12 protein-coding genes and 1 pseudogene are annotated in these 12,993 nt (G+C 69.6%); 8 read left to right on the top strand and 5 right to left on the bottom strand.

Annotated elements, in window-relative coordinates; all coding sequences use genetic code 11:
* Positions 1-328: pseudogene (locus tag B9G49_RS17055) on the bottom strand (secretion system protein); the annotation flags it as partial.
* Positions 325-2,073, bottom strand: a complete 1,749-nt coding sequence (locus tag B9G49_RS11035; RefSeq protein WP_086216399.1) for a type II/IV secretion system ATPase subunit — start codon at positions 2,071-2,073, stop codon at positions 325-327. The pseudogene B9G49_RS17055 and the gene B9G49_RS11035, both read right to left, overlap by 4 nt.
* A 199-nt stretch (positions 2,074-2,272) precedes the next feature.
* Between B9G49_RS11035 and B9G49_RS11030 the strand changes: the two genes are divergently transcribed.
* Entirely contained in the window at positions 2,273-2,761 is a 489-nt protein-coding gene (locus B9G49_RS11030) for a DUF5793 family protein (protein WP_049932784.1), read from the top strand.
* Positions 2,762-2,776: 15 nt separating this feature from the next.
* Here B9G49_RS11030 and B9G49_RS11025 read toward each other — a convergent pair whose 3' ends face one another.
* Both B9G49_RS11025 and B9G49_RS11020 read right to left on the bottom strand, forming a co-directional pair.
* The gene (locus B9G49_RS11025) at positions 2,777-3,688 is read right to left on the bottom strand and encodes an S-adenosyl-l-methionine hydroxide adenosyltransferase family protein (protein WP_086216398.1); all 912 of its coding nucleotides are present in this window, start codon (positions 3,686-3,688) and stop codon (positions 2,777-2,779) included.
* Between the two features lie 180 nt (positions 3,689-3,868).
* Positions 3,869-4,399 carry a nicotinamide-nucleotide adenylyltransferase gene (locus tag B9G49_RS11020; RefSeq protein WP_086216397.1) on the bottom strand — a complete coding sequence of 177 codons (531 nt, stop codon included), beginning with the start codon at positions 4,397-4,399 and terminating at the stop codon, positions 3,869-3,871.
* 170 nt (positions 4,400-4,569) lie between these two features.
* Between B9G49_RS11020 and lonB the strand changes: the two genes are divergently transcribed.
* The 5 genes from lonB to B9G49_RS10995 all read left to right on the top strand — a co-directional run bounded on the left by lonB (position 4,570) and on the right by B9G49_RS10995 (position 10,561).
* A complete protein-coding gene (lonB, locus tag B9G49_RS11015) occupies positions 4,570-6,795 on the top strand; it encodes an ATP-dependent protease LonB (RefSeq protein WP_049932787.1) in 2,226 nt (741 codons plus the stop codon).
* A gap of 356 nt (positions 6,796-7,151) precedes the next feature.
* Positions 7,152-8,072 carry an NAD(P)/FAD-dependent oxidoreductase gene (locus B9G49_RS11010; protein ID WP_086216396.1) on the top strand — a complete coding sequence of 307 codons (921 nt, stop codon included), beginning with the start codon at positions 7,152-7,154 and terminating at the stop codon, positions 8,070-8,072.
* A 133-nt stretch (positions 8,073-8,205) separates the two neighbouring features.
* The gene (locus B9G49_RS11005; RefSeq protein ID WP_086216395.1) at positions 8,206-8,448 is read left to right on the top strand and encodes a FeoA domain-containing protein; all 243 of its coding nucleotides are present in this window, start codon (positions 8,206-8,208) and stop codon (positions 8,446-8,448) included.
* Entirely contained in the window at positions 8,445-10,346 is a 1,902-nt protein-coding gene (gene feoB, locus B9G49_RS11000) for a ferrous iron transport protein B (protein ID WP_086216394.1), read from the top strand. The genes B9G49_RS11005 and feoB overlap by 4 nt, the downstream gene beginning before the upstream one ends.
* Positions 10,343-10,561: a hypothetical protein gene (locus B9G49_RS10995; protein WP_086216393.1), complete on the top strand. Its 219-nt coding sequence runs from the start codon at positions 10,343-10,345 to the stop codon at positions 10,559-10,561. The genes feoB and B9G49_RS10995 overlap by 4 nt, the downstream gene beginning before the upstream one ends.
* Before the next feature lie 104 nt (positions 10,562-10,665).
* Here the strand turns inward: B9G49_RS10995 and B9G49_RS10990 are convergent, their stop codons facing one another.
* A complete protein-coding gene (locus B9G49_RS10990; RefSeq protein WP_049932795.1) occupies positions 10,666-10,845 on the bottom strand; it encodes a hypothetical protein in 180 nt (59 codons plus the stop codon).
* A gap of 225 nt (positions 10,846-11,070) precedes the next feature.
* Here B9G49_RS10990 and B9G49_RS10985 point away from each other — a divergent pair, with 225 nt between their 5' ends.
* Complete coding sequence (locus B9G49_RS10985) at positions 11,071-12,495, top strand: cytochrome ubiquinol oxidase subunit I (protein ID WP_086216403.1); 1,425 nt, start codon at positions 11,071-11,073, stop codon at positions 12,493-12,495.
* Positions 12,488-12,993 (top strand): cytochrome d ubiquinol oxidase subunit II (gene cydB / locus B9G49_RS17050; RefSeq protein ID WP_233125202.1); only part of this gene is annotated, 506 nt, incomplete at its 3' end. The genes B9G49_RS10985 and cydB, both read left to right, overlap by 8 nt.

The raw sequence follows: 12,993 nt of genomic DNA, 5'->3' as shown, positions 1-12,993 counted from the left end.
GCGCCGCGCGGACGCAGGACGGCAGGTCGTGGGTGGCGGCAGGAGCCGCGGCGCGCGCGTACACGGCGCTGACGATGCCGGCGTCCCCGAGGGCCGCAGCGGACAGCGGGGTCGGCGGGGCGGACACGCGGTGCGTCGTGCCGGCGACGTGGGCCGCGCGCATCCGGTCGCGCTGAGCCTGCCGCCGCGCCTCGTTCTCGCCGACGTAGTCGCCGAACGCCGACAGGGCGACGCGGGTGACGAACAGGTCGGCCCGGTCGTCGACGAGCGGCAGCGCGAGCGCGAGACAGACCGCGACCGCGGCGACGAGGGGGAGGTACTCGATCATCGGTCCGTGGCGTCGGATCCCGCGTCTCCGGCGCGTGCGCCGTCGCCGTCGGAGGCGTCGGGGCCGCGGTCGGTGCCGCCGCCCGGCGAGGCGTCTTCGGCCGCGAACTCGTCGGGGTCGACGCCGTCGGCCGCGGCGGCGCGCTCGTCGAGCTTCTCCATCACGCGGTCGGCGTCGGCGTAGTACTCGTTGACGAGGGCGGTGAACGTGCGGTAGTCGTCGATGCCGAGCGCGGAGAGGAGTTCGAGGAATCGCTCGCGGCGCCGGACCTCGCGGAGCAGCTCCGACCGGGACCAGCCGCGCTCGTCGGCGATCTCCTCCAGCAGCGACGAGTCGTTGCGCCGGAACGTGTCGGAGTCCCGCCGCCACTCGAACGCCGAGGAGTAGTCGAGCTCCCCGGTGCGCTGGTCGATACCGCCGATCTCGCCGATCGTCTTCGCGCGGCGGACGCGCTCGTCGTCGGCGCGGGTGAGCGTCTGGACCGACAGCATGTCGAGCGACTGAACCATCGCGCGCGGCACGTTGATCGGCTCGTTCTCCAGCCGGTTGATCACGGTCTCGATCGAGTCGGCGTGCATCGTCGAGAACGTGGTGTGACCGGTGTTCATCGCTTGGAAGAGCGTGATCGCCTCCTCGCCGCGCACCTCGCCGACGACGATGTACTCGGGGCGGTGGCGCAGCGCCGACCGCAAGAGGTCGTACATGTCGATGTCGGTCCCCTCGTACCGGCGCTCGCGGGTGACCGCCGAGAGCCAGTTGTCGTGGTACAGCGAGAGCTCGCGGGTGTCCTCGATAGTGAGCACCTTCGCCCGCGGCGGGACGAACATCGACACCGCGTTCATCGAGGTGGTCTTCCCGGACGCGGTGCCGCCCGCGAAGATGAGGCTCTTGTTGTGCTCGATACAGAGCCAGAAGTACGCCATCTGCTCGACGGAGAACGTGCCGTACTCCACGAGGTCGACGGGGGTGAACGGGTCCTCGGCGTACTGGCGGATCGTGAACGCCGAGCCGCGCGGGGTCACCTCCTCGCCGAGCGCCAGCTCCGCGCGTGAGCCGTCGGGGAGCGTCGTCTCGACGATGGGGTCGCCGACCGAGACGTGGCGGCCGGACTGCTGCGCGAGCCGGATCACGTAGCTGTCGAGCGCCTCCTGCCCGAAGGAGACGTTCGTCTCGATGTCGGTGTACTCGTCGTGGTAGACGAAGATCGGGAGGTCGTAGCCGTCACAGGAGACGTCCTCGATGTGGCGGTCGTTCAGCAGGGGGTCGACCTTCCCGAAGCCGCGGAAGTCGCGGTAGAGGTAGTACACCAGCGCGTGGAACGTGTCCATCTCGGCCTCGACGCCGTACCCCTCCAGGAGCGTCTCGAGTTCGGTCCTGAGCGTCTCCTCGTCGGTCTTGCCGCTCCCCTCGCGGTAGAGGAGCGGGTCGCGGATGTCATCGACGACGCGGTCGAGGAGCTCGCGCTCGAACGCGTCGAGCTCGGGCTCGACCGCGTAGTAGCGGTGTTCGCTCTCGGCGTCGTCGTAGGTGATCACGACGTACGCGTACGGCGCGTTCACCCAGTACCGGTCGACTTCGGTCTCGTCTTCCGGAACGACGAACGACGCGAGCGGGCCGTCCTCGCCCGGGCGGAACGGCCGGACGTCGAGCGTCGACCCCTGAAGCAGCTCCCACGTCCGGGAGAGCCGCCGCTGGAGGGCCTCGATCCGGTCGCCGAGGTCGCTCTCGCCGGCCTCGCTCGCCATGGATACGGTGCCCTAGAGGCGGGGGGAAGTTAAACTACCCCCGACGATTATCAGGACCGACATCGAGGTCCGCCGCCGCGGTCCCGACCGAGTGCCGATCCGGTCCCGGCGCGGCGCGGACGCCCGAGTATCGTCGGTTCCGCGCCGCCGCTCCGCCCGTTACGTTGATACGGCCGGACCGCAAAGCATCCGATAGGAAATGCGGCGTGACTACTTCGAGTTGACCGTCGAGGGCGTCGGAAACGACGCCGGCTCCCAGTCGCCCCCGCTGGTGCGGATCGACTTCCACGGTCCGGAGGATCTCCTCCGCGAGCGACTCTCGGGGGGCGAAAGCGAGGACATCATCGTCGAGACGGACGACGACCTGCTCGCGGCCGACCAGATCGACGTCGCCTTCCGGCTCCGCGAGCCGCTGGACGAGGCGGACGAGCCGGAGGGCGTCGTCGGCGTCACCAACCGATACACGGGCGACTTCATCCTCGAACTCAACGAGACGGCGACGGACGTACTCCCGTTCATCCACGCCGCGCGCGACGCGACCGACGACGGCGACGCGCGGTACCGCGTCGAGATCGACGTCGACGGCGAGCGCCTCGTCGCCTACGACAAGGACACCTTCCTCGTGTACGACCAGGAGGGGAACCTGCTCCGCAGCGAGAGCCTGATTCCCTCCGGCGTCGAGCTGTAGACCGGTTTTTCGGACTCAGAGGCTGACGCTGTCGGGAACGAACCGGACCGCGTCGCCCGGTCGGAGGTCGAACGCGCCGTCGCCCCGGCCGTCGTTCACGTCACACTCCGCGTAGCCGTGGCTCCCGACCGTGACGAGGCGCTCGCCGGGGTCGACGGCGCCGAACGTCTCCGCGACCGGCGTGAGGTCGCCGTTCACGCGGACCCAGTCCCGGCCGCGGACAAGCTCGCCGGGGACGTTGGTGATCACGTTGCCGAACCGGTCGATCGCGAGCACTTCGCCGTCAACGGCGACCACGTCGCCGGTGTCGGCCTCGTCGTCGGTACCGTCCTCGCTGTCGGTGCCGTCCTCGGCGTCGGTGTCCTTCTCGGCCTCGCCCGCGTCGCGTTCGACCGACGGCTCGGGAAAGCGGACGTCCACGGGGTCGTTCGCGGGCGCGAGGTCGTCGATCCCCGCGAGCGCTTCGGCGACCGCGTCGACCGCGGGCTCCCCGTCCGACGCCGTCAGTTCGTCGTCGAGCGCCGTCCGGACGCGGGCCGCGGTCGGCGCGAACACGTCGCGGCCGTGGAACGTCTCGCTCGCGGGGTCGTTGACCGCGATGGACCAGACCTCGACATCCGACTCGTCGGCCGCCAGCGCGCGGGCCGGCGGCATCGCGAGCCCGTTGTCGGGCGCGACGATGACGTGCGCGCCGGCCCGGACGACGAGGGCGTCCCGGTCGGTGCCGACGCCGGGGTCGACGACGGCGCAGTGGACCGCCGGCGGGAACTCCGGGAGGACGAACCGGAGCCAGAACGCGGCGGCCCGGGGGTCCCCGCGCGGCAGATCGTGCGCAACATCGATCAGCTCGGCGTCAGTGTGCCGGCGAATTACTCCCTTCATCGCGGCGGGGTACGGCGACCCAAAGTCCGAGGTGAGCGTGATCATACCGGAACCCGCGTGCGGCGCGGGGTTAAATGGAACGGGCGTCGTCGTCGCCGGTCTCCGTATCTGTCCACGAGCAGGCGGCCGGAGCGTCGGAGTCGGCGCCGAGGCTTCGAAGCGATCGGCGGTCGGTCCGCGATCGGCGGTCCGAGGCGATCAGCCCTCTTTACACGGATCGCCGCGCTACAGGTCGGACGGCTCGCCGCCGTTCGAGTCCGTCTCCGCGATACGGCGGATGCGCTCGACGCCGTCGACTTCGCGGATCACGTCGACGACGGGGTCGGGGACGAGGTCGGCCCACTCCCGGCCGCGGATCATGCGCTCGCGGAGTTCGGTCCCCTCCAGCACGTCGCGGCGGAACATCGGCGACTGGCGCACCTCGACGCCCGCCTCCTCGAACAGGCGGACCACGAGCGGGTTGTTCGAGTAGGCCACGTCGAAGCGCGGGGTCATGCTCTGGACGTGGCTCACCCACACGGAGTTCCGGTCGAGGTCCTCGATCGGGACGACGTAGGTGGTGGCGTCGAGCTCCTCGACCGCCTTCGTCACCATCATCACGCGCTCGCCGGCGGTGAATGGGTTCCGCGTGGTGTGAGAGTCGCCGGCGGAGCCGATCCCCAAGACGAGCTCGTCGACCTCCGCCGCGATCTCTTCCACCATGTGCCGGTGGCCGTGGTGGAACGGCTGATACCGGCCGATGTAGAACCCCCGCATGAGTCTACGTACCGTCGGCGTCATTTATAAACCCCGTGGGAACGCTCGCGGGGCGTGATCGGTCGATATACGGCTTGAAAGCGGTGTTTACTGCCCCCGGGGCTACCCCTCCGGGGGGAGAAAGTATATCAGTAACCGACCCGTCCTTTTCGATAGCGACACCCGATTCTATGAGCAACGAGAAGGACACGAACGACCCGACGGCCGACGACCCCGACGAACCGCCCCACGGCGGCGTCGACGACTCGAGTCCGGCGGGGAACGGCGAGGACGCCACGCCCGGCGACCCCGAGCCCGACGACGGCCCGGCGAACGAGTCCGGCGTCGACGAGGACCCGGCCGCGGACTCCGACGACGACCCCTGGGACGACGGGGTCATCGTGGACGACGACGGGTTCGACGAGGGTCGGAACGGCGACGCCGCCGATCCGGCCGACGACGGCGGGATCGACGAGCTCGGCAGCACCGTCGAGGTCGAGGGCGCCGAGATCGAAGAGGACCCCGACGAGGACGACCTCCTCGGCGGGCTCAAGATAGACACGACGGCCGAACTGGAGATCCCGGACCGGCTCGTCGACCAGGTCATCGGGCAGGAACACGCCCGCGACGTGATCATCAAGGCGGCGAAGCAGCGGCGCCACGTGATGATGATCGGCTCCCCCGGGACGGGGAAGTCGATGCTCGCGAAGGCGATGTCCGAGCTCCTCCCCAAAGAGGAGCTTCAGGACGTGCTGGTGTACCACAACCCCGAGGACGGCAACAAGCCGAAGGTCCGGACGGTGCCGGCCGGTAAGGGCGACCAGATCGTCGAGGCGCACCGCGAGGAGGCGCGCAAGCGCAACCAGATGCGGTCGCTCCTGATGTGGATCATCATCGCCGTCGTGCTGGGCTACGCGCTCATCATCGTCGGCCAGATCCTCGTCGGCATCATCGCGGCCGGCGTGGTGTACCTCGTCTTCCGCTACCTCAACCGCGGTTCGGATGCGATGATCCCGAACCTGCTGGTGAACAACGGCGACACGAAGACCGCGCCGTTCCGCGACGCGACCGGCGCGCACGCCGGCGCGCTGCTCGGCGACGTGCGACACGACCCGTTCCAGTCCGGCGGGATGGAGACGCCCAGCCACGACCGCGTCGAGGCGGGCGCCATCCACAAGGCGAACAAGGGTGTGCTGTTCATCGACGAGATCAACACGCTCGACATCCGCAGCCAGCAGCACCTCATGACGGCGATCCAGGAGGGCGAGTTCTCGATCACGGGCCAGTCCGAGCGCTCCTCGGGCGCGATGGTCCAGACCGAGCCCGTCCCGACCGACTTCGTCATGATCGCGGCCGGGAACCTCGACGCGATGGAGAACATGCACCCGGCGCTGCGCTCCCGGATCAAGGGGTACGGTTACGAGGTGTACATGGAGGACACCATCGAGGACACCCCGGAGATGCGCCGGAAGTACGTCCGGTTCATCGCCCAGGAGGTCGCGAAGGACGGCCGCCTGCCCGAGTTCTCGGCAGAGGCCGTCGAGGAGATCATCCTCGAGGCCAAGCGCCGTTCCGGCCGCAAGGGCCACCTCACGCTGAAGATGCGGAACCTCGGCGGGATGGTCCGCGTCGCGGGCGACATCGCCCGGGGCGAGGACGCCGAGATGACCACCCGCGAACACGTCCTTCAGGCGAAGGGGCGCTCGCGCTCCATCGAGCAGCAGCTCGCCGACGACTACATCGAGCGCCGCAAGGACTACGAGCTCCAGGTCTCCGACGGCTACGTCGCCGGCCGCGTCAACGGCCTCGCGGTGATGGGCGAAGACTCCGGGATCATGCTCCCGGTGATGGCCGAGGTGACGCCGACCCAGGGCGGCGGGCAGGTGATCGCCACCGGCCAGCTCAAGGAGATGGCCGAGGAGTCGGTCCAGAACGTCTCGGCGATCATCAAGAAGTTCTCCGACGAGAACATCTCGGAGAAGGACATCCACATCCAGTTCATCCAGACGGGCCAGCAGGGGGTCGACGGCGACTCCGCGTCCATCACGGTCGCGACCGCCGTCATCTCCGCGCTGGAGAACGTCGGCGTGGACCAGAGCCTCGCGATGACCGGCTCGCTGTCGGTCCGCGGCGACGTGCTCCCCGTCGGCGGGGTCACCCACAAGATCGAGGCGGCCGCGAAGGCCGGCTGCGACCGAGTGATCATCCCCGCAGCCAACGAGCAGGACGTGATGATCGAAGACGAGTACGAGGAGATGATCGAGGTCATCCCGGTCTCGCACATCAGCGAGGTCCTCGACATCGCCCTCGAAGGCGAGGCCGAGAAGGATTCGCTCGTCTCCCGGCTGAAGTCGATCACGGGATCCGCGCTGAAGGACGGCAATGTCTCCGGCCCGTCCAACCCGAGCCCGCAGTAGGCGGCTCCGCGCCCCGCGGTCCGATCTCTTCTGTCCTCGCTTTCGTTCCGGCGAGCCGCCGCACCGCGGTCTTCGCCCGCGGTTCGAGTGCCGCCGGCCGAGTCCGGTCTCGGTCGCTTATCGAGCGAGGTTGTCTCCGCCGCCAGTATTTTGTAAAATATACACAATACTGATGCGCCAAAGCAAACGATTCACCGACGGGGACAAGACGTATTTCGCGGCGATAGATACGCTTCCAACCCGGCTATAGCCACAGGAGCGCGTTTCAGTCGATATCTTGGAGGGGACGCCGACCACTCCGAGTGAATCAGCGGGCGGAATTAATAAGTTGATATAGTACATACTACGCAATACAGATGTCAGGGATCGCGATCGTCGGCGGGGGACCGACCGGACTGAACGCCGCCATCTACACCGCTCGGGCGGACAGGCGAACGCTCGTGTTCGACGACGGGGGCGGGACCACCCGTGACGTGGACACGATGGAGAACGTCTACGGGTTCCCGGACGGGGTCACGGGCCCGGAGCTCGTCGATCTGGGGCGAAAGCACGCGCGGAAGTACGGCGCCGAGATTGTCGAGGAGGAGGTTGTTCGGATCGAGCCGGACGGCGACCGGTACCGCGTCGAGACGACCGTCGACGAGTACGTCGTCGACGGGGTTATCATCGCGACGGGCGCGGACTACGAACGGCCGGCCATCGCGGGCGTCGAGGCGTACGAGGGCCACGGCGTCTCCTACTGCGTCGAATGCGACGCGTACTTTTACCGCGACAGCCCCGTCGCTGTCGTCGGCGACGACAACTACGCCGCGACCGAGGCGCTGATGCTGCTCGACTACACCGACGACGTCCGGATCCTCACCAACGGGTCGGCGTTCGAGGCGGACGACGGCTTGCGGGACCGGGTCGCCGACGCGGGGATCCCGGTGGTCACCGACGACCTCGATCGACTCGCCGGCGAGGAGGTCCTCGAAGCCGTCGTCACCCGAGAGGGCGACGAGATCCCGGTCGACGGGCTGTTCGTCGCGCTGGGCACCGCCGGCGGCACCGACCTCGCGGAGATGCTCGGCGTCCCCGTCGAGGGAGACGACATCGTCACCGACGAGGCGCAGTCGACGCCGGTGGACCGGGTGTACGCCGCGGGCGACGTTACCGGCGGCCACCAACAGATCGCGACCTCCGTCGGAGAGGGAGCCCGAGCGGCCATCAACCTGCTCGAGGAGCTCCGCGGAGCGGACTACATCGATTACAAGAAGCTGGACTCGCAGCCGGCCTGACCGGTCCGACCGCTGACGCGCGCGAAGCGCGAAAGCGGCGGTCGGGTCCGGGCCCGCGGGTCCAGAGCGGTTTATATAAGACTCCATAATGTGCCGTGCCGCACAACACGCCCGTCGTTTTAGGTAGGCCTAAATGGTGGTCGCGCTGGCCGACATCCTGTCGGGCGAGTGGGTGGAACTGGTCGACGTGCCGGACGGCGAGCGCCGCGCTCGGTTACTGCGACTCGGCCTGCTGGACGGCCGCGTCGAGTGTCGCCGCCGGATCCGCAACGGTCCGGTCGTCGTCAGGCGTCGCGGGACGGAGGTGGCGCTCGGGCGGTCGCTGGCCCGGGAGATAACCGTCGAGCGAGCGGCCCCCGACGACGCACCGCGATGACGGCGAGCGGGGACGCGGACCGCGGGCCCACATCCGGCGACGCCGAGGCGTCCGCGGCGCTGGTCGGCGCGCCCAACGCGGGCAAGAGCGTGCTGTTCGGACGGCTCACGGCCGAGTACGCCGACGTCTCGAACTACCCCGGCACCACGGTCGAGACGACCGCGGCGACCCTCGGGTCGACCCGCCTGATCGACACGCCCGGGGTCCACGGGATATCGTCGTTCTCCGAGGAGGAGCGGGCCACGAGGGCGGTCGTCTTGGAGGCGGACGCGGTCGTGAACGTTGTCGACGCCACGCGGCTCGACCGTGACCTGTTCGTGACGCTACAGCTGTTGGACATGGGCGTGCCGACCGTCGTCGCGCTGAACATGATGGACGAGGTCGAGGCCGACGGCGTCGAGATCGACGTCGGCGCGCTGGAGGCGACCCTCGGCGTCCCCGTCGTCCCGACCGTCGCCGTCACCGGCGCCGGCGTCGACGAGTTGCGCGATCGGCTCCCGGAAGCGACCGCCCCCGAGTCGACGCCCGTCGACGCGTACTACGACGCGCTCCCCGACGGGATCGAGGCCGGGCGGGCGGAGAAGACACTCCTCGTCGAGGGCGACGAACCGACGGCTCGCCGCGTCGGTGCCGGCGGCCTCGCGGCCGACGGGGGCGACGCGCCGCTCGCCGGCCTCGGAGAGCGGGAGGCGGTGTATCGCGAGCGCCGGACGCGCGTCCGGTCGGTCGTCGAGGCGGTCGAACGGGGTCCCGCTCCCGGACGGAGTCGCGGGGGACGGCTCGGAGACCTGTTGCTGCGGCCGGTGACGGGGATCCCGATCGCGCTCGCGCTCCTCCTCGCGGTGTTCTACGTCATGGGGGTGCTCGTCGCGCAGCGCGTCGTCGGCTACGCGGAGACCGTGGTCTTCGGGCGATACTACACGCCGGCGGTCGAGGCGGCCGTCGCGGATCTGCTCCCGGCGCGCGGGTGGGCCGCGCCCGTCGAGTTCCTGCTCGTCAACGATAACCTAGGGCTGCTGACGGTCACCGTTCGGTACACCCTCGGGGTCCTGCTCCCGCTCGTGGTCGCGTTCTACCTCGTGATCGGGACGCTCGAAGACGCCGGCGTCCTGCCGCGACTCGCTGTGGTGACGGACAGAGGGCTCGACAGGGTCGGGCTCAACGGCCGCGCGGTCGTCCCGCTGATCGTCGGCGTGGGATGCGTAACGATGGCGGTCGTCTCCACCCGAATGCTCGGGTCGCGCCGGGAGCGGCTCATCACGACGGCGCTGCTGGGCCTCGCGATCCCCTGCTCGGCGCAGATCGGCGTCGTCGCGGGGTTGCTCGCGGAACTCGGGGTCGTCTGGTGGGGCGGCTACGTGGCGGTGCTACTCGGGGTCCTCGGGGCCGCCGGCGTCGTTCTCGACCGGACGCTCCCCGGCCGACAGGACGCGCTGATCGAGCAGCTCCCGCGGCTACGCCTCCCCCGCCCGACGAACGTCGCCCGGAAGACGGCGAACCGGACCGCCGCGTTCCTCGGGGAGGCGGCCCCGCTGTTCGGGGTCACCGCGGCGGCGGTGTCGACGCTCGAGTACCTCGGCGCGCTCGACGCGATAGTCGGCGCGCTCCGGCCGCTGACCGCGGCGCTGGGCTTACCCGCGTCGTTCGGCGAGGTGCTCGTGTTGGGACTGATCCGCCGCGACTTCGCCGCCGCGGGGATGACGGGCCTGACGCTGTCGGCGTCACAGACCTTCGTCGGACTGGTCGTCGTCACGCTGTTCGTCCCGTGTATCCTCACGATGGCGATGATCCTCAGGGAGCGCGACGCGCGGAGCGCGCTCCTCGTGTGGGTCGGCTCTTGGGTCACGGCGTTCGCCGTCGGCGGCGGCGTCGCGGCCGCCTTGGAGGTGATTGCGTGATCTGTCCCCGCTGCGAGTACGAGTTCGATCCGGCGAACGGGCTCTCGTGTCCGCGCTGCGGCGCGCCCGCGTCATGTTCGGGCGTCTCCTGCGCCGAGTGCGGCGCGTGTTCGTCGCCCTTCGAGCGACTCCGCCGACGGCTCGCGGAGCGACTCGCCGGCGAGCCCCGTCGCGACCGGGACTCCTCCGGGGACGACCCCGCGAGCGAGTCCTGACGAACGCCGGTGCGAGACGGCGCGGGTCGCGGTCGGGCGCTCTGAGAAGCCCCCGTCGCTCGCGCCGGACGCTCGGCCGGGCCGTCGCGGAGCGGGCGTCCGGGTCAGCCGACCGACTCCCAGTTCCGGTACAGCGCCACGCCGAACGCGAGGACGATCCCGCCGACCCCGACCTGCCGGCCGACCGTCCCGAAGTCGCCGTCGAGGCCGGCGACGACCGCTCTGACGGTCATCACCACCGTGACGAGCGCGACGAGCGCCAGCACGGCGTGCCGTGTTTCCATGCGTGAACGCAGTCGCCTCGCCACCCAAAACGATGGCTTGGCGCAGGACAACGTCGGGCCAGCGGGCGAGCCGCCGCGTCGCCGCCGAGAGGGCGGCGGCGGGCGCTCCGCGGCCGGTTGTCCTGTGCCAACTCCGGGGTTATGGACGAGGAATGCGCAGTGTTACGCGAGGAGACCGCCGCGTCGCGCGCCGGAGTGAACCTTCCAACCCGGACCCACCACGACATGATCGATCCAGTACTCGCAAGCCGATTCCAGTTCGCCCTGACGACGATCGTCCACATCATCTTCCCGGTGATGAGCATGGGACTGGCCCCGTTCCTGATATACTTCACCTGGAAGGACGTGCGGGGCGGCGACCCGGTGTACGAACAGCTGCGTCGCTTCTGGACGAAGATATTCGCCGTCTCGTTCGTCGTCGGGACGGTCACCGGGATCGTCTTAGAGTTCGAGTTCGGGACCAACTTCGCGGCGTTCTCGACGACCGCCGGCGAGCTGTTCGGCGGCCCGCTCGCCGTCGAGGGGATGATGGCGTTTATGCTGGAGGCGACGTTCCTCGGCGTCTTCGTGTTCGGTCGCGAGCGCGTCTCCGACCGGTTGTACCTGGTGTCCAGCCTCGCCGTCGGGGTCGGCACGTGGCTGTCCGCCGTCTGGATCCTCATCGCGAACTCGTGGATGCAGATGCCGCGCGGCTACGAGCTCGTGACCGAGAACGGGCAGGAGGTAGTCCACCTCGTCGACCCGCTCGCGGCGTACCTGACCCCCCGGTTCGGCTACATGTACGTCCACATGCAAAACGCCGCCGTCGAGTCGGTGGCGCTGTTCATGGCGGGTGTCTCCGCGTACTTCGTCTACCGACACCACGTCTGGGGACACCAGACGGAGAACATCGCCTTCTGGCAGAAGACGCTCAAGATCGCGCTGGTCGCGCTGCTGATCACGGCCCCGCTACAGGTGCTTCAGGGCGACCTGTACGCGCGGCACGTCTACGAGACGCAGCCGCAGAAGTTCGCCGCCATGGAGGCGGTCTGGGACACCGAGGCGTACGTCCCGGAGTACATCTTCGCGATCCCGACGGACCTGAGCCAGTTCACGGACCCCCGCGCGAAGGAGCTGTTCGGTCTCGGCATCCCGGGCGGGGCGTCGTGGCTCGCCAGCGGGGGCGACGCGACCGCGGAGATCCGCGGACTGAACACGTTCGAGACGGAGGCGCCGCCGGTCGCCGTCGTGTTCTGGTCGTTCCGCGCGATGGTCGGGATGGGCTTCTGGTTCATCCTGCTCGCGTTCTGGGGCGGCTACCGGTGGTACACGGGCGAGCTGTTCGAGGACGGGCTGCTCCACAAGGCGCTGATGGCGTCCAGCCTGCTCGGCATCGTCGCGGTCGAGCTCGGGTGGGTCGTCACCGAGGTCGGCCGTCAGCCCTGGGTGATCCAGGGCGTGTTGAAGACGAGCGAGGGGGTCTCTCCCGGTCTCACCGGGACGGAAGCGATGGTCACGCTCGCCGGGTTCGTCGGCGTCTACGCCGGCATCCTCGCGCTGTACACGTACGTCGTCGCGCGGGTGATCCGTGATGGGCCCCCGAGCGTGCGCGAGCTGCGGTCCACCGCCGAGCGCGACGCCGCGCCGGGGGAGGTGCCCGGCGATGACTAGCGCCGTCGACGCGCTCGCGGCGGGCCCGGTGCTCGGCCTGCCGCTCCCGGAGCTGTGGTTCGCGCTCGTGTTCGCGATCCTCGGAACGTTCCTGTTCCTCGACGGCTTCGACTTCGGCGCCGGCGCGATCTTCGCGACGCTTCGCGAAGACGAGGCGCGCGAGGCGGTGCTGTCGGCGATCGGGCCGTTCTGGGACGGGAACGAGGTGTGGCTCGTCGTCTTCGGCGGCGCGCTGTTCGCCGCCTTCCCGTCGGTGTACGCGGGGCTGTTCAGCAGACACTATCTGTTGATGTTCGGCATCCTCGGCGCCCTCATCCTCCGGGGACTGGCGCCGGAGATGTACGAACAGCGCCACGACGCGCGGTGGCAGCGGTGGTGGGGGCGGTCGTTCGTCGCCGGCAGCGTCCTCGCCCCGTTCCTCCTCGGTGCGTTCGCGGGGCACTGGCTCGCCGGTAGCCCCCGGCACCTCCCCCTCGTCCGGCTTGTAACCGGGGCAGC

The organism is Halorubrum sp. SD683, from assembly GCF_002135045.1.
Classification (GTDB): Archaea; Halobacteriota; Halobacteria; order Halobacteriales; family Haloferacaceae; genus Halorubrum; species Halorubrum ezzemoulense.
Note: the sequence above shows the minus strand (reverse complement) of the source record. Positions and strands in the feature narration are given on the sequence as shown.